Source organism: Oscillatoria salina IIICB1, assembly GCF_020144665.1.
In the GTDB taxonomy this organism is placed as follows: Bacteria; Cyanobacteriota; Cyanobacteriia; order Cyanobacteriales; family SIO1D9; genus IIICB1.
On sequence record NZ_JAAHBQ010000032.1, the window covers coordinates 31,022 to 47,795 of the forward strand.

The window sequence follows — 16,774 nt, forward strand, 5'->3', positions numbered from 1 at the left end:
TGCTAATATCTAACCTGAAGTTTTCTCTTTTTTCTTAGAACGTTTCCGTTCAAAAGGAAGTGCTTCCCGTTCTCCCTGTTCTGCTTTTTCTTGCGCTTCCACCAATTTTTGCAGATTTTCTGGCAATGGTTCGCGCATCAAAATAAACGTCTGGAGAGTTTGGAAAACATTAGCAATGACGATGTACATCAACACCCCAGCAGGTAAGGGAAAGAAGAGAAACATACCCGATAGCAAAATCGGCATTAGTTTATTAACTGTCTGCTGCTGTTGAGCGTTACCGCCTCCTCCTTGTTGCCCAGAAAGTAACTGGTTAATGTATAAACTAACTCCGAAGAACATGACCATCCCAAGAATATCCCAATGGATTTTGCCATCTTCTCCGGTAGCCCCAATTCTGCCGAGAGCTTGAATAAAGAGGAATCCTTCATTAGCTGCAATTCCGGGAACTGTCAACTGAATCGTTGCATCTCCCGGTTCGAGAGCCACAATTGTTCCATCTTCGTTAATCTGGAGGCGTTCTTCTCCTTTAGTGACTTTCCATCTCGGTTGGAGATTGCCTTTACCTTTTTCAGCAACTAACTTGTTAAGTTCTTTCCCTTCGGAAGTTTGAAACTCAACTTCTGTTTTCTCCCCAACAACTAATTTATTTCCCGCAGGTAAAACAGCAGTAATGGGGTAATGAATCCCATCATTGATGTAAATATTTTGCGGTTTAGTCGTATAGGTTTGGGGAGCAAGACGCTCGATTTGCTCTTGAGGAAAGATTTGTAAGTTTACATTGTAGTTAACATCAGCAAAGGGCGATCCCCGCAAAGTCGCAAATAAAGCAAACAAAATCGGCATTTGCAACAGCAGGGGCAAACAACCCGCCAGAGGATTACCAAACTCTTGCATGAGTTTGCCCATTTCCTCGCGCTGTTTTTCTGGATTATCCTTGTAGCGTTTTTGTATTTCTTCTTGCCGCTCCTTCATGAGCGGTTGTGCGATCCGCATTTTCCTCATATTGCGAATTTGATTCGCACTGAGGGGAAACACAGCAAAGCGAATTACCAGTGTTAAGGCAATAATCGCAAAGCCATAACTAGGCACAATCCCGTAGAAAAAATCCAGGATTGGTAGCATGACATTATTGGTGAGAAACCCGATACCAAAATCCATTCGTCTGAACTCAAGCCTTGGTGCTGTAAAGTTTTTTCAAGTTTAACTTATGTGACGTTCTCCACACGCCAAATCAAAGAGATTATGGCGTGAGCTTCTCGATCTCGCGATCGAGATTTTCTGCGTTGCACTTACCTAGACGCAAAATCCCTGGCAGTACGCATTCAGCAGACAGTTTCCTTTCGGACTCGTCCAGCCCTACTTCAATGCTATTCAACCCTCGTCGATCGATAATCATTGCAGAAGCTTTGTCCCTTTTTACTTCAAATCCACATTCAGAACAAGAATTAATCCTGACACAAAAGTCTTTTTTGCCTGTATAGGTTTGAAAATTAGGGCAAATTTGTGAAGTGCATCTACGAGCTACTTCAGCAACATAAACATCATTTTTCCATCCTACTCACTTAAGAATATCTCGGATTACTCTGCTGAAGTTGGCACTTTTTATGGTATATTATCTATCTTTGTTTTTTTCTAATTCAGAATCTCGTTGCCGAGTAATTTTTGCCGATCGCCAGTTACTAAACTTTAATTGATTCGAGGGATTTACCTGTTTTCGCTGCTGCTTTTTCGGCAATGTATTCATAAATTTCTCTGTGTCTGGGAACTGCTCGTATTTCTAGGCGACTTTTATCTTTGAGGGTAACAACGATATCGCCCCAAAGTCCAATTCCGCGTGCGATTTTAGCTACTTTGACGATTTCCGCATAGACAATATCGGTGCGATCGCGTCCCATCCAACCCCCGGTAATCGAAATCCGACGGTTGGTGATGCGATAGCGCAACCACAACGCCCGCACTACTGCCCCTACAGTGAGCGGTAAACAGATTACTGTAAATCCCAACAAAATATTAATAATCAAATCTCCGATGTGGGGACCGCCTTCATAAAAGGTTTCTTCCTTTATGCCCATCTAATACCTCGGCTTGTACCAACAACTTCTCTAATTCTCGCAAAAAATGTTCATATTTGCACTCTTGCGCTCCCGATCGCACCACGATTACTATTTTCCATCCTGCTGAGATTTGAGGTAACAAGACTTGGCAAGCTGCCCTAATTTGGCGCTTGATGCGATTGCGTACTACTGCTTTTTTACTAACTTTTTGGCTGATGGAGATGCCGATGCGGGCAGGTTGAGTTTCGCTATCTGAGTACAACGCCCGCAATTTCAAATAGCGCCCCGAACGGCGAATTCCTTGCTGATAAACTGCTTGGAAATCTCGCCGATGTCGGAGTCTATTGGCGAAAGGCAATGCCACACTATTTTTTTTCTCCCACCAGCTTTTTTTCTCTGTTTGGATTTTTTAAGCTTTTTTTGTCCTTAGACACTCAAACGTTGCCTTCCTTTTTTTCTTCTGGCGTTAATCACACGACGACCGTCTTTGGTACGCATTCTCGCGCGAAAGCCAGATTTCCTTTTTTGTCTGCGAGTTGTACCTGCTAAGGTCCGCTTAGTCACAATTTATTTCCTCCGTATGTTTTTTGTAGCTAAAAAATGCCACAATCCCTAATTATACCAGGAGAATAACTTCGCCAAAAGAGCGATGGCTGTGCCGACCTGGCGCTACGCTACTACTGTTAGTTAATTTCTGCCAATACTTAAAATCCACGTCCCTAAATAACGAGGTAAAGGTATGTCTCCCGGTGCTTGAGCTAAAGCGTGAAAATAGTAAGTACCGCCAAAAGGTGGATTTTTCACGTTAGAAAAGACTAACTCTACCTGAGTACGTGCTTCAATCGGCTCATCCAGATAAAGATGAATTCGATGATTGTCTTTATCCCAAACGATTTCTGACAAAGGAACGGGATCGCCTTTCACCCGCACTTCAATATCATCGGTGTCAAACTTACCGTCGTAGTAATCTGGATAATTAATTGTAAACTGAGCTACACCTAACTCTAACTTTTTAGCCGGAATCCGCAGCCGATAGCGATCCCAACCATTCGGTCGTCCGCCAAAATCTAAGTAGTAGTTGAGAATATCAGAGCGATTTTCTACACCACTAAAGATTGTTAAACCAGGGTTGCTCTGAGCAAGAGCGATACTGCTCGCGCCGGTAACTAAACAACCAGTTGCGATTAAAGTAGAAAGAAAACGTGGTAAAGGTGTCTTGGTCGAGAACATAGAGAAAAAACTTAATGTCAAGGTAATTGGATATTAGTTAAGTTTACTCATTTTAGAGTTTAGCAGAATCAATTAAAATTAATGCTCTACACTCAAAGTTACTACCGATCCCCAGTAAATGTATAAGACAAGCTAAAAATTATTGCTGGATTTGGGGGATCGACATAGGATGCAAGAAGAAAGGATTGATAGCTTCCCCAAACACTTTTAGCTCTAGGTAAAGATTACTACAACCAGATTATTTCATCCTTTGCAAGTTTTCCTGTCCATACAAAGAAGGAGAGTTCATGAAAATAGCGATCGCTAAAGAAATTGAAGTCGGCGAACGTCGAGTTGCTTTGATCCCGGATACTGTCGCCAAGTTAGTCAAGCAAGGCTGGGAAATTTTAGTTGAGTCTGGCGCTGGCGAAGGGTCTTTTTTTGCTGATGAGGCTTATGAAGCTGCTGGTGCTAAAATTGTTGCCGATACAGGGACTCTTTGGTACGAGGCAGATGTTTTACTCAAAGTTGGTGTCCCGAAAGAGCAGGAAATCGAACGATTACGTGAAGGTGCTAATCTGATCTCTTTGCTCAATCCTCTGGGTAAGCCAGAATTAGCGGAAAAATTAGCTCACAGAAAAGTAACGGCTTTCGGGATGGAGTTGATCCCGCGTACCAGTCGCGCTCAAAGTATGGATGCGCTGTCTTCTCAAGCTGGAGTTGCTGGTTATAAAGCGGTGTTACTGGCTGCTGCTGCTTTACCGAAATTTTTCCCGATGCTGACAACCGCAGCCGGAACAATTCGCCCTGCGAAAGTGTTTGTGATTGGTGCAGGGGTAGCTGGTTTACAGGCGATCGCGACTGCGCGTCGTTTGGGTGCAGTGGTGGAAGCTTTTGATATTCGTCCTGCGGTGAAGGAAGAGGTTCAAAGTCTCGGTGCTAAGTTTGTTGAGGTAACACTCGATGAAGATACGGTGGCTGATGGTGGTTATGCAAAGGAAGTTTCTGAGGATTCTAAAAAACGTTCTCAGGAATTAATCGCCGATCGCGTAGCTGTTTCTGATGTCGTGATTACTACGGCTCAAGTTCCTGGGAAAAAGGCTCCTGTGTTGGTTACTGATGCAATGATTTCACAAATGCAACCAGGGGCGGTAATTGTTGATTTGGCTGGCGAACAAGGTGGTAACTGCGAAGGAACCGAGGCTGGTAAGGATATCCAGCGTCACGGGGTGACGATTATTGGACCGATTAATTTACCATCTTCAATGCCCGTACACGCTAGTCAGATGTACTCGAAAAATATCTCGACTTTCTTGCAATATATGCTGAAAGATGGCGAGTTAAAGTTGGATTTTGAAGATGATATTATTGCTAGCACTTGCATTACTTATGCTGGCGAAATTCGCAATCAACGAGTTAAAGATGCTCTCGGTGTTCGAGTCTAAATCGAATTTGGTTTTTGCTAGCGATCGCCCGATAGGGCGCTGGCGCTACTGCGCCAATCGCCAGCAAATCTAGACAAATGAGAGCTGAAAATTTCGCTCCTCAATCCTCTAATTTCTGACCTCGAAAACAAGGAGAATTTTCATTTATGGCAGCAATAGTAGCAAGTTTGTTTGTGTTTGTTTTAGCTTCTTTTGTGGGTTTTGAAGTCATTAATAAAGTACCACCAACGCTTCATACTCCTTTGATGTCCGGCGCAAATGCTATTTCTGGGATTGCGGTAATTGGTGCTTTGCTGATTTCTAGTTCTACGGAGTCCCAATTAACAACAATTTTAGGTTTAGTTGCTGTGGTACTAGCCACAATTAACGTTGTGGGTGGGTTCCTCGTCACCGATCGAATGTTGCAAATGTTCAAGAAAAAGGAAGCCAAACCTTCTTAAGAGTTTGTTCGTAGTAAGCGCTTCAGCACAAAAAAAACAGCGCCACTCACCAAAACTAAGTTCGTAGTAAGCGCTTAGCACAAAAAAAACCAGCGCCACTCACCAAAACTAAGTTCGTAGTAAGCGCTTCAGCACAAAAAAAACCAGCGCCACTCACCAAAACTAAGTTCGTAGTAAGCGCTTTAGCGCTAAAAAAAACAGCGCCACTCACCAAAACTAAGTTCGTAGTAAGCGCTTTAGCGCTAAAAAAAACAGCGCCACTCACCAAAACTAAGTTCGTAGTAAGCGCTTTAGCGCTAAAAAAAACAGCCGAGAAATTCAAGGCAAAAAGTTACTAACTAACCCTCAAAAACTAACAACAAATATGAGCGAATTTTTGCTAACTGGAATTCAACTAAGCTATTTAGTTGCCGCATCTTTATTCATTTTCGGACTGAAAAAATTAGGTTCGCCAGCAACCGCCCGTAATGGTAACTTACTCGCAGCGATTGGGATGCTAATTGCTGTCGTGGCTACCCTACTCGATCGCCAGGTACTCAACTACCAAATGATTTTACTCGGTATTGCGATCGGTTCGGCGATCGGCGCGATCGCTGCACGCGCAGTCGCAATGACGGCAATGCCGCAAATGGTTGGTTTTCTCAATGGTTTGGGTGGCGCTGCTTCAGCCCTAGTCGCTATTGGCGAGTTTTGGCGCTTGTTACAGTCGGGGCAAGGTGTTCCCCTCGATGCTACTGTTACTGTAATCCTCGGTATCTTAATCGGTGGTGTAACCCTTACTGGTAGCTTGATTGCTGTCGGTAAGTTACAAGGAATTATCGACGGTAAACCAATTCAATTTCCCTTGCAACAACTGGTTAATGCTTTACTTTTAATCGGTTTTGTGGTATTGAGCGGTTATTTGTTCGTCGAACCAGGGAATCAATTAGTCTTCTTGGGCGCGATCGCCGTTTCCGCCATCTTAGGAGTCTTATTCGTCCTGCCCATTGGCGGTGGCGATATGCCAGTTGTCATCTCCCTGCTCAACTCCTTCTCCGGATTAGCAGCAAGCGCGGCTGGCTTCGTCGTCATGAACAATATGCTCATCATTGCAGGAGCATTAGTCGGCGCATCCGGTTTAATTCTCACCGACATCATGTGTAAAGGCATGAACCGCACCTTGACAAATGTCATCTTTGGTGCATTCGGAGGCGGTAGCACAACTGGCGGCGCAGGTGGTGGTAGCGGAACAGCAACCGACCAAGTTGTTCGTACCGTCGGCGCAGAAGAAGCCGCCATGATGCTCGGTTACGCTCGTAACGTCGTCATCGTCCCCGGTTACGGTATGGCTGTAGCCCAGGCACAACACGCCGTCAAAGAACTCTCAGACCAATTAGAGAAGCTCGGCGTAGAAGTTAAATACGCCATCCACCCCGTAGCCGGACGGATGCCAGGACACATGAACGTCCTACTCGCCGAAGCAAACGTACCCTATCCCCAGTTATACGACATGGACGACATCAACCCTCAATTCGAGCAAACCGATGTCGCCCTAGTAATTGGAGCCAACGACGTAGTAAACCCCTCCGCCCGTCACGACTCAGCCAGCCCCATTTACGGGATGCCCATCCTCGAAGTAGACAAAGCCAAAAACGCGATCGTCATCAAACGCGGCATGGGCGCAGGCTTCTCCGGCGTACAAAACGAACTCTTCTTCAAAGACAAAACCATGATGCTCTTCGGCAGCGCCAAAGACGCAGTAGCACAACTTGCCTCCGAAGTCAAGCAATTGTAACACTCTCGTTACTCGGCTCTGCCGGGTAACGCCCCCCGGAGGCTCCGCCTCCATCCCCAACCACACACCCCCTCTTCTCGTTACTCGGCTCCGCCGGGTAACGCCTCCCGGAGGCTCCGCCTCCATCCCCAACCACCCGTAGGGAACCCTCCCCCCGTGGTTGCCCCTACCCTGCCCGCAGAGCCAGCACATCCCCAAAAAAATAAATACGCCTCCACCGCCAGAAAAAATGAGCGATGGAAGCGCCAGTTACCAGTTACTAAAAAATATACTAACACAATCAACCAACCTTGTCCGAACACCAGCAAAAATTTTCTCACCACAAAACAACCTAACCCCCCAACCGGAGTAATTAATCATTTTGGTGCATAATTAGCTAAATTATCCCCTCTCCTCGCAGGAGAGGGGCTGGGGGAGAGGTTTGTTTCTTCAGGCTAAAGGGGCAACCTACACCCCTACCCACAAGGCAGAGCCGGGGAACCAGAATTTTCTCTTAGCCCGCAAACGCGGGCTTCATCCGTATAGCCCCACCCTGACCGGGTGAGGGCTTTTAAAACAGAGGTCTCGCTCCCGAAAGAATCTGTTTAATGTCATAGTCAGATAAGTTCTCTAACTTACCTTGGTCGTCTCTAAACGTAGTACCTTGAGCAGTTTCACCAACTCGGTAAATATGAATGTGGTCGTTATCAGCTTCTTTATCACTTAAACCTGAACGAGCCATAAGGATATCAGTACACTTACCGTTACTATCAAGTTTATATTTGACTTTATAAGAGCCTTTATTTTCCCAACGATTTGCACCAGGATACCAGTTACTCATTTTACTTTTTTTCTGACTCCATTGAACAATATTGACTTAACAAACTATCAAACGTTTAAAACGCTAAACCTTGAGCATCTAAACTCTTTCTTTACCTTCTTCTATAGTCAAAAAAAATTTCTGGCTTTGCCTAGGTCAAAAATATTCAATTTTGCTCGCACTTTTCACCGACTTGACTCTTTCTAGTCTAGTTTTGTACAAAAATGTATGAAAAGGTTAGCAGACGTAAGTTATAATGCACAAAATGCGTCCATTAGCCAGAGCATATCGATGAATCTTGAACAAATGTTGAAACTTGCTGATGAGATAGTATTTACCAAAACAGGTCAGCACCTTAGCACTTTACAAGATGCGGTAGTGCGAGGAACGATACAACGCAAAACATTTAAGCAAATAGCTACGGATTTTGATTGTTCTGAAAGTCATGTTAGACAAATTGGTTCTCAATTATGGGAAATATTTTCGGAAGAGTTAGGAGAAGAAGTTAACAAATCTAATTTTCTATCTGCAATAAAAAGGTCGCAAATTTCTAATCTTTTAAACTTTGCACAAAATGTGAGCGGTAGTTTTAACATTTGTGGAGAAGGAAGACATCCACCCGAAACAAACAACACTGATTCATCTAACAAAGAAACATCTCCGGTAAAACACGCTCCAAATTTATTTCAAGATTTAAGCGAGATGCCAGAATTAGGAACTTTCTACGATCGCGTTTCTGAACTGGAAACTCTCACAACCTGGATTTTACAACAAAACTGTCGCCTAATAGCGCTGACTGGCATCATCGGTATTGGGAAAACAACACTAGCGGTGAAACTCGTACAACAAATAAAATACGAGTTTGAGTATGTAATTTGGTGCAGTCTAGAATTACTACCCACTTTAACGAAATTTCAAGCGCAACTAATACAATTTATTTCTCAGTCAGAAAAATTAGATCCACCTATTAATAATCAACAAAGTTTATCTCTAATTAAATATTTACAGGAATATCGTTGTTTAGTTGTTCTGGATGATTTTCAAAATCTCTTGATGAGTGGTGAACTAGCAGGAAAATATAAGCCTGAACATGAAGATTATCGAGCTTTCTTTAAACGAATAGAAAAATTATCTCACCAAAGCTGTTTTCTCTTAATCGGTTGGGAACAACCAAGAGAAATTTCTCAAACTGAAAGCACAACTAAACCAATTCGTAGTTTACAAATCACAGGTTTAAGTATGGCAGCCGGACAAGAAATATTGCGAGAGTATGGTTTAGCAGAAATTGAACACTGGGAAACAATCGTTAATCTCTACCAAGGTAATCCATCATGGTTAAAAAGTGTCGCTACTCTGCTTCAAGAGTTAGGAGAATGCGTAAGTGAGTTATTAACAGAGAATACCCTGTTTCTACCAGAAGATGTCAAAGATAGTTTACACCAACAGTATACTCGCTTATCCGAAATTGAGAAAAAAGTTTTATCTTTGTTGGCGAAAGAAAATGAACCTATGAACTTAGCAAGATTGCTAGAAAATAGCGAAATGCTATCATCTGATTTACTAAATGCACTACAATCTTTATTACGGCGCTGTTGGCTAGAACAAGAAGGAAATTTTTACACTCTATCACCCGTACTAAAAGCTTTTTCTAGGGAAATTTATATTTGATCGTTTACTCTAAAGTAACCGAACCCGTAAACGGGCGGCTACACGAACAAACTTACTCCTTCGCGGGCTATTTTATTTGTCTTTTTCAGTTAAAATTATTTGCCAAAAATCAATTAATTCTTTGCGCCTACTCTGCGAGAACGGCTCCGCCGAATGCGCCTTTGCGCGATAAAAATAAGCAGTAAATTTACTTGAATAACGCTAAACATTTATCTCGGAGGATACCTTTAACAATATTAATTTCACTAAATCCTTTGGCAATAATTTCATCGCAAGAAATATCAATTTGGGGCTTATCAAGAGAAATTAAGTCTTTAATTGAAGCGCCATAAACTATTTCCGAAATTCCAGCCCAAACACAAGCAGCCGCGCACATGGGACAAGGTTCGCAGGTGGTATAAAGTGTATAGCCTTCTAAGACATCTAAGGAATATTTTTGTAGCTTTTTTGTTAAGCTACGCAAGATTTTTGTTTCGGCATGGGCGGAAACATCTTTGTCGATTTGGGTGGTATTATGTCCTTGGATAATTACGCGATTATCTTTAACTATTACTGCACCAAAGGGCGTATCTCCTTTTTTAGCTTCGGCTAATGCTATTTTCATAAATTCTTCGTGTTTCATGTTGTTTGAGTTCGTATTTTTGGGCTAATTTAAGTAGGAAATATTGAGCTTTTCTAGGCTAGGGGAGATATTTAATTATTTAATTAATGAGGTGAGTTTCTGGCTAATTTATTCTCTGGCAATTAGAAAATTAAACTTTAATACACATTTAGAATAATTTGTCAAGGAAATAACTGGAATAATAAAGAAAAAATAAGTATAAATTAACCTCTATCTGGTGTGAGATATGATGAGAATGCGGGTTCTGGATTGTGTATGCGCCTTATCTCACTGGATGTATTTCGCGGTCTGGCGATCGCCGGAATGATTTTAGTTAACAACCCTGGTAGTTGGGCTGCTGTCTATCCACCGCTACTCCACGCGGAATGGCATGGTTTTACACCGACGGATTTAGTCTTTCCTGCTTTTCTATTTATTGTCGGGACGGCTATGGCTTTTTCCCTGGCAAAATATACAATGGGTAAAAAGCCGAAGTCTGACGCATATAAGCAAATTATTCGCCGCAGTTTAATTTTATTTGCTTTGGGCTTATTACTCAACGGTTCTTCAATTGTGATGGATTGGTTGCTAAATGATACGCCTATTTCGGAATTATCTAATATTCGGATTATGGGTGTTTTGCAACGCATTAGTGTTGCTTACTTTTTGGCTGGATTAGCAATCTTAAATTTACGAAAAAAATGGCTTTTGCTACTCGCAGCCGCAATTTTATTATTATACTGGCTAGCAATGATTTTTATCCCAGTTCCGGGTTATGGCGCAGGTAATTTAACTCCGGAAGCTAATTTAGCAGGTTATCTCGATCGCGTAATTTTAGGAAGCAACCATCTCTACAAAGGGGGACCTTTCGATCCCGAAGGCTTATTTAGCAGTTTACCAGCCGTGGTGACAGTTTTGTTAGGCTATTTCGCTGGTGACTGGATACGCAACCAACCTATTCAATCTCGCACGAGCATGGGTTTGCTATTATTGGGAATTGGTAGCTTAATTTTAGGTTGGCTGTGGGGTTTTGTCTTCCCGATTAATAAACAACTTTGGACAAGTTCCTATGTACTATTTAGCGCAGGTTGGGCTTTACTTATTTTCGCAGCTTGTTACGAATTAATCGAAGTCCGTCGCATTCGTCGTTGGGGTTTTCCGTTTCAGGTGATGGGTTTGAATGCGATTTTTGTCTTTGTGGTTTCCGGTTTAGTTGTGCGTTTGCTGTACAAAACTAAAATCGGTCTTGGGGAGGATGCACCAAGCATGTATACTTGGATTTACGAAACATTTTTCCGACCTTGGGCAGGAGATTTCAATGGTTCGTTGTTATTTGCGATCGCCAGTGTTCTCTTTTGGTGGTCGATCCTTTACCTACTATATCGCAAAGGTTGGTTTTTCAAAGTTTAATCTCCCAAAATTGCCGAAAAAATGTCCTCAAAACATAATATTTTCAGGATAGCAGTGACCTAGATCGCACAAGATAGCCTTTATTGTCACCTAAGAAAATGGTACGCGATCGCACGGGGCGATGGGAAAGCAGTTCATATTAAACATATAAGTTTTTTTTGAGATCCCCAAGATAATAAAGGTTTTAGGTCAGATGAATAATACTATTGAAGAACTCGCCGCTCAAGTCTTATCCTCTCGTCGCATTTCTCCTTGGGAGCAACAATTAATGACAAGGATGTTGGTTAACGGAGATTTGGATGAGGAGGATCGTACTTTAATCAAGCGAGTATTTTACGGGTTGCGACACGGTTTAGTCACTGTAGTCAAATAGATTTTTTCTGTGAGAAACCTAGCAATATCCTAGAACCAATAGTATGAGTGAAATTTAGGCTAGTAAATACCAGCCTATTTTTTTGTTTTTCTTAATTATCCAGAAAAATTTGCCTAAATAGCAGCAGCGATCGCCTCAGAAGCGCTAAAGTGGCAGTGTTAAGTTTTACAAAGACGAGGAGAAACTCAATGCTGGAGTTGTACCAATTTGAGATGTCTCATTATTCAGAAAAGGTACGTTTGATTCTCGATTATAAAGGTCTTTCTTACCGTAAAATTGAGGTAACGCCTGGAGTTGGACAAGTCGAAGTCTTCCAAAAATCCGGTCAGCGTCAGGTTCCGGTTTTAAAGGATGGAGAGACAATTATCGCCGATTCTACCGAAATTGCTTTCTATCTCGACCGTCAATATCCAGAACGTCCGATTATACCTGCCGATCCGAAGCAACGAGGGCTATGCTTATTAATGGAAGAGTGGGCGGATGAATCTCTCGGAACTAAAGGTCGCAAGGCTTTATTTGGCGCATTAAACCAAAATCCTAACTTCCGTACTTCGATTTTACCTAGCAATACACCCGATATCCTGAAAACCCTGGTTAGCGCTGTACCTGGGGAACTTTTAGAAGTTTTAGGGACTGGAGTTGGTTTGGGTGCAGATGCAGTCAAAAAAGCCAAAGATGGTCTTAAACAAGATTTAGAAGCACTTTGCTTGCTATTAGAAGACAGTCCTTACTTAATCGCCGACTATCCCACCTTGGCAGATTTTACCGTCGCAGGGCTAACTATGGTAATTAAGTTTCCTGACGGACCTTATCTCGATATTCCCGAACCACTAAAAGGTAAAGGAATTCCCACTTTAGCAGATAATAGTCTCTACGAAACCTTTTTCAACTGGCGCGATCGCCTTTACGCTGAATTCCGCAAACCCCTAGCTGCGACTGCAACTACCACTGGTTCCGCACCAACTTCGATTGAAATTGATTAGTCATCTGTCGGTTGCCTTTCGACAATAAGCTGTAGGCTAGAAGTAACTGGGGATTGGGGATTGGGGACTGGGGACTGGGGACTGGGGACTAGGGACTGGGGACTGGGGACTGGGTTCAGTTATCAGTGAACAGTTACCAGGGAACAGTGAACAGTTTATCCTCCCCCTCTCCCCCCTCTTACCCCTCTCCCTTGTCTCCCCTCCTCCCCCCTCTCCCCAGTCACCAATCCCCTAAGCTTATTCGTTTCTTACTTAGAGTTACCAATGACTAATCCAGACACTCCCCTAGGCTTTGTAATTGAAGGTTCTCTTTCCCAAGGATTACAAATAAGGTTACACGAAAATGTCTCAGTAGAAGATATGCGAGTGGGCAAATTTCTGGTAGTAGAAGGTAGGCGATCGCGTTTTTTCTGTTTGATTACCGATGTCGAACTCGGAACTTCTAATCTCAGAATTTTAGCTAATCCTCCGAACCCAGAAGACGATCTCCTCCAAGAAATTCTCGCAGGTAGCGGCACCTTCGGCACGGTCGAACTCTCGCCCATGTTAATGTTAACTCCAGAAACGCCTTACTTTAAAAAGCAGGCCCCAGAAGCACTGTCAACAAACTCCCAAGACACCTCCCTCGGTTCTTTTCAAGCCCAAGGTGGGGGAGAACTCAAGCTACAACCAGTTAAAACAATTCCCTCTCACTTTAGTCAAGTATACGATGCCAGCGAACGAGACTTTCGCATTGTTTTCGGCTGGGAAGACGATCCTCACAAACGTAACTTTTCTGTCGGTAAACCCCTCGATATGGAAGTTCCCGTCTGCATCGACTTAGATCGCTTTGTCGAACGCAGTAACGGCGTTTTCGGGAAATCTGGTACAGGTAAATCCTTTCTCACACGCTTACTAATTTCTGGGATTATCCGCAAGCAAGCCGCAGTTAACCTAATGTTTGATATGCACTCCGAATATGGTTGGGAAGCTGTCAGCGAAGGGAAACAATTTAGTACAGTTAAAGGCTTACGTCAGTTATTTCCTGGACAAGTAGAAATCTATACCCTCGATCCCGATTCTACCAAACGTCGTGGTGTCGGAGATGCCCAAGAACTTTATCTTAGTTATGACCAAATCGACATCGAAGATTTGAGACTCGTTTCTGGAGAATTAGGACTTTCCGATGCTAGCCTGGATAACGCCAATATCCTTGCAGGTGAATTTGGCAATTCCTGGATTATCCAGTTAATTAACATGACTAACGAGGAAATTAACGACTTTTGTAACGAAAAACAAGGTCACAAAGGCTCGATCATGGCATTACAGCGCAAACTGATGCGTCTCAATAATCTCAAATATATGCGTTCTGTTTGCCGCCACAACTACATCAAGCAGATTTTACAGTGTCTCGATGCAGGTAAGCACGTGGTAATCGAGTTTGGTTCCCAGTCGAATATGCTTTCTTATATGCTGGTAACGAATATGATTACCCGCCGCATTCACAAAGAATATGTTCGCAAAGCGGAAGTATTTTTACAATCGAAAAATCCCCTCGATCGCCCGCGTCAATTGGTGATTACTATTGAAGAAGCCCATCGCTTCCTTGACTCGAAGATTGTTAATCAAACGATTTTCGGCACGATCGCCCGTGAAATGCGAAAATACTTCGTTACTTTATTAATTGTCGATCAGCGTCCTTCAGGTATCGATTCGGAAGTGATGTCTCAAGTAGGGACTCGCGTTACTTGCTTGCTGAATGACGATAAAGATATTGATGCTATTTTTACAGGCGTTTCCGGAGGAATGAGTTTGCGATCGGTTTTGGCGAAACTAGATTCTAAACAACAAGCTTTAATTTTGGGTCATGCTGTACCGATGCCAGTGGTAGTAAGAACTCGCCCCTACGATCAAACATTCTACGACGAAATCGGCGATCCAGCTTGGGAAGATATGCCTAGCGATCGCCTTTTCGTCGCCGCCGAGTCAGCAAAGGCTGATTTGGGATTTTAGGGTATTGGGGACTGGGGACTGGTGATTGGGGATTAGGTATTGGGAAGAGGGGGAGACTTGGAAGAGGGGGAAGAGGGGGAAGAGAGGGAAGAGGGGGAGGATAAACTGTTCCCTGTTCCCTGTTCACTGATAACTGAACCCAGTCCCCAGTCCCCAGTCCCTAATCACCAATCCCCAATTTACGGTTGACTCACCATTATAACTCGAAATTAGTTCGGCGATCCGCCTCAGCTAACCCTACTCTTTTAAGGAATGCTAAGTCATTATGGTAATAGGAGAGTGTTGGAGTTGGGCTGTGGTCAGATTTTGAGTCATCAAATGCTTGTCTGCTAGTAGTTACAAAAGTTAATGAACTTTTTTACCTTTACGACCGTCTAATTTTGTAATAGGATAGGAAATAAAGTAAACTCATACTGACTTCAAGTTAATCGTTTCCTTTTCAACCATCAGTAGTGGAAGTGGAGGAAGCAAATTAATAAACGTTAAAGGGAGTAATTTAAACGCATTTAACTCAACATCGATAAACACCTTGCTGCCTGCGCCAACGCAAGAGAGCAGGCAGTGTTTACCTCTTTTGCGGGATGTTCTACCAAGACAACGATAACTATCGTCAAAGGTGAGAACGAGCAATTCCCGACCTGGTCAACCCCAGCGACTATCCTTGTTGCTTGTTTAGGAGTCACTACTGTACAAATGCCCACTGCCAAAATTGACAAAGAAACCAAACAACCTATGTTCTCGGCGGATATGGTACGGACTTATTTGCATGAGATAGGTAAAGTACCTCTGCTTACCCACGAACAAGAAATTGTCTTTGGTAAGCAAGTACAGAAAATGATGTCCTTGTTAGAGAAGAAAGAAGAATTGGCGCAAAAGCTCGATCGCGAACCCACTGACAAAGAGTGGGCAGAATTTGTTCAGATGAGCGAATCCGAACTAGAGAAAGCCGTGCGACAAGGTAATCGGGCGAAGCGTAAGATGATCGAAGCCAACTTGCGTTTAGTAGTAGCGATCGCCAAAAAATACCAAAAGCGCAACATGGAATTTCTGGATCTGATTCAGGAAGGGACATTAGGATTAGAGCGAGGTGTCGAGAAATTCGATCCGATGCGGGGCTATAAGTTTTCCACCTATGCTTACTGGTGGATACGCCAAGCGATCACCAGAGCGATCGCCCAACAAGCTCGCGCCATTCGCCTACCCATACACATTACTGAAAAACTGAATAAAATCAAAAAAGTTCAGCGAGAACTCTCCCAACAACTGGGACGTAGCGCTACTCCCAGCGAAATTGGCAAGGAGTTAGACTTAGAACCATCGCAAATCCGAGAGTATTTGAGCATTGCGCGTCAACCTATTTCTCTTGACGTACGCGTTGGAGACAACCAAGATACCGAACTCTCCGAGTTACTCGAAGACAGTGGTCCATCTCCAGAGCATTATATTACTCAGGAATCAATGCGCCAAGACCTAGAAAATATGCTCGCCGAGTTAACACCTCAACAACGAGCAGTATTGTCTCTACGTTTTGGTTTAGAAGATGGAAAAGAGTTATCTCTGGCGAAAGTTGGCAAGAAACTCAACCTCTCTCGCGAGCGCGTGCGTCAACTCGAACATCAAGCACTAGCTCAACTGCGTAGACGTAGAGGAAATGTGCGCGAGTACATTGCAGCCAGTTAGCTGTAAATAACTCAAAAAATTTGAAGCGGTAGCGGTTTTTCCCTACCGCTTTTTTTCTAGGGGGACTGGGGACTGGGGACTCAGTTATCAGTGAACAGCGAACAGTAAGCAGTTATCAGTGAGCAGTTACCAGTAAGCAGTGAACAGTAAACACTGAACAGTTACCAGTAAACAGTGAACAGTAAACACTGAACAGTTACCAATAAACAGTTTATCCTCCACCTCTCCCAAGTCTTCCCCCTCTTCCTTGTCTCCAATTTCTACTGATAACTGATAACTGGTAAGGTAAAACCCCCTCTCCCAAGTCCCCAATCCCCAGTCCCCAGTCCCTAATCCCCAATCC

17 protein-coding genes and 1 pseudogene are annotated in these 16,774 nt (G+C 43.3%); 10 read left to right on the top strand and 8 right to left on the bottom strand.

Annotated elements, in window-relative coordinates; genetic code table 11:
• Nucleotides 1–9: 9 nt before the first annotated feature.
• The 6 genes and pseudogenes from yidC to G3T18_RS11310 all read right to left on the bottom strand — a co-directional run bounded on the left by yidC (nucleotide 10) and on the right by G3T18_RS11310 (nucleotide 3,287).
• Complete coding sequence (gene yidC / locus G3T18_RS11290) at nucleotides 10–1,161, bottom strand: membrane protein insertase YidC (protein WP_224410657.1); 1,152 nt, start codon at nucleotides 1,159–1,161, stop codon at nucleotides 10–12.
• 82 nt (nucleotides 1,162–1,243) lie between these two features.
• Nucleotides 1,244–1,540, bottom strand: a pseudogene (locus tag G3T18_RS25930) (zinc ribbon domain-containing protein); the annotation flags it as partial.
• Between the two features lie 142 nt (nucleotides 1,541–1,682).
• Entirely contained in the window at nucleotides 1,683–2,075 is a 393-nt protein-coding gene (locus G3T18_RS11295; protein ID WP_224410658.1) for a PH domain-containing protein, read from the bottom strand.
• Nucleotides 2,047–2,421: a ribonuclease P protein component gene (gene rnpA, locus G3T18_RS11300; protein WP_224410659.1), complete on the bottom strand. Its 375-nt coding sequence runs from the start codon at nucleotides 2,419–2,421 to the stop codon at nucleotides 2,047–2,049. Before rnpA ends, G3T18_RS11295 begins: the two co-directional genes overlap by 29 nt.
• 62 nt (nucleotides 2,422–2,483) lie before the next feature.
• On the bottom strand, nucleotides 2,484–2,621 hold the full coding sequence (rpmH, locus tag G3T18_RS11305) for a 50S ribosomal protein L34 (RefSeq protein WP_224410660.1): 138 nt from the start codon (nucleotides 2,619–2,621) through the stop codon (nucleotides 2,484–2,486).
• Nucleotides 2,622–2,744: 123 nt separating this feature from the next.
• Nucleotides 2,745–3,287 carry a DUF2808 domain-containing protein gene (locus G3T18_RS11310; RefSeq protein WP_224410661.1) on the bottom strand — a complete coding sequence of 181 codons (543 nt, stop codon included), beginning with the start codon at nucleotides 3,285–3,287 and terminating at the stop codon, nucleotides 2,745–2,747.
• 287 nt (nucleotides 3,288–3,574) lie between these two features.
• On the opposite strand from G3T18_RS11310, the gene G3T18_RS11315 reads away from it, so the two are divergent.
• From G3T18_RS11315 to G3T18_RS11330, 4 genes are all read left to right on the top strand, one after another.
• Entirely contained in the window at nucleotides 3,575–4,711 is a 1,137-nt protein-coding gene (locus G3T18_RS11315; protein WP_224410662.1) for a Re/Si-specific NAD(P)(+) transhydrogenase subunit alpha, read from the top strand.
• Nucleotides 4,712–4,857: 146 nt separating this feature from the next.
• Nucleotides 4,858–5,151: an NAD(P) transhydrogenase subunit alpha gene (locus G3T18_RS11320; protein ID WP_224410663.1), complete on the top strand. Its 294-nt coding sequence runs from the start codon at nucleotides 4,858–4,860 to the stop codon at nucleotides 5,149–5,151.
• 364 nt (nucleotides 5,152–5,515) lie between these two features.
• The gene (locus tag G3T18_RS11325) at nucleotides 5,516–6,925 is read left to right on the top strand and encodes an NAD(P)(+) transhydrogenase (Re/Si-specific) subunit beta (RefSeq protein ID WP_224410664.1); all 1,410 of its coding nucleotides are present in this window, start codon (nucleotides 5,516–5,518) and stop codon (nucleotides 6,923–6,925) included.
• A gap of 156 nt (nucleotides 6,926–7,081) precedes the next feature.
• Nucleotides 7,082–7,297: a hypothetical protein gene (locus G3T18_RS11330; protein ID WP_224410665.1), complete on the top strand. Its 216-nt coding sequence runs from the start codon at nucleotides 7,082–7,084 to the stop codon at nucleotides 7,295–7,297.
• A 178-nt stretch (nucleotides 7,298–7,475) separates the two neighbouring features.
• Here the strand turns inward: G3T18_RS11330 and G3T18_RS11335 are convergent, their stop codons facing one another.
• Complete coding sequence (locus G3T18_RS11335; protein WP_224410666.1) at nucleotides 7,476–7,745, bottom strand: hypothetical protein; 270 nt, start codon at nucleotides 7,743–7,745, stop codon at nucleotides 7,476–7,478.
• A 270-nt stretch (nucleotides 7,746–8,015) separates the two neighbouring features.
• On the opposite strand from G3T18_RS11335, the gene G3T18_RS11340 reads away from it, so the two are divergent.
• Nucleotides 8,016–9,392: an NB-ARC domain-containing protein gene (locus G3T18_RS11340; RefSeq protein ID WP_224410667.1), complete on the top strand. Its 1,377-nt coding sequence runs from the start codon at nucleotides 8,016–8,018 to the stop codon at nucleotides 9,390–9,392.
• A 187-nt stretch (nucleotides 9,393–9,579) separates the two neighbouring features.
• Here G3T18_RS11340 and G3T18_RS11345 read toward each other — a convergent pair whose 3' ends face one another.
• A complete protein-coding gene (locus G3T18_RS11345) occupies nucleotides 9,580–10,014 on the bottom strand; it encodes a nucleoside deaminase (protein WP_224410668.1) in 435 nt (144 codons plus the stop codon).
• Between the two features lie 255 nt (nucleotides 10,015–10,269).
• Between G3T18_RS11345 and G3T18_RS11350 the strand changes: the two genes are divergently transcribed.
• The 5 genes from G3T18_RS11350 (at nucleotide 10,270) to G3T18_RS11370 (ending at nucleotide 16,431) form a co-directional block, all read left to right on the top strand.
• Nucleotides 10,270–11,403 (top strand): acyltransferase family protein, encoded by a 1,134-nt coding sequence (locus G3T18_RS11350; RefSeq protein ID WP_224410682.1) that lies wholly within the window; start codon nucleotides 10,270–10,272, stop codon nucleotides 11,401–11,403.
• A gap of 193 nt (nucleotides 11,404–11,596) precedes the next feature.
• On the top strand, nucleotides 11,597–11,776 hold the full coding sequence (locus G3T18_RS11355; RefSeq protein WP_224410669.1) for a hypothetical protein: 180 nt from the start codon (nucleotides 11,597–11,599) through the stop codon (nucleotides 11,774–11,776).
• 188 nt (nucleotides 11,777–11,964) lie between these two features.
• On the top strand, nucleotides 11,965–12,759 hold the full coding sequence (locus tag G3T18_RS11360) for a glutathione S-transferase family protein (RefSeq protein ID WP_224410670.1): 795 nt from the start codon (nucleotides 11,965–11,967) through the stop codon (nucleotides 12,757–12,759).
• Between the two features lie 264 nt (nucleotides 12,760–13,023).
• Entirely contained in the window at nucleotides 13,024–14,751 is a 1,728-nt protein-coding gene (locus tag G3T18_RS11365) for a helicase HerA domain-containing protein (RefSeq protein WP_224410671.1), read from the top strand.
• 693 nt (nucleotides 14,752–15,444) lie between these two features.
• Nucleotides 15,445–16,431 (top strand): RNA polymerase sigma factor, RpoD/SigA family, encoded by a 987-nt coding sequence (locus G3T18_RS11370; RefSeq protein WP_224410683.1) that lies wholly within the window; start codon nucleotides 15,445–15,447, stop codon nucleotides 16,429–16,431.
• Nucleotides 16,432–16,774 lie beyond the last annotated feature (343 nt).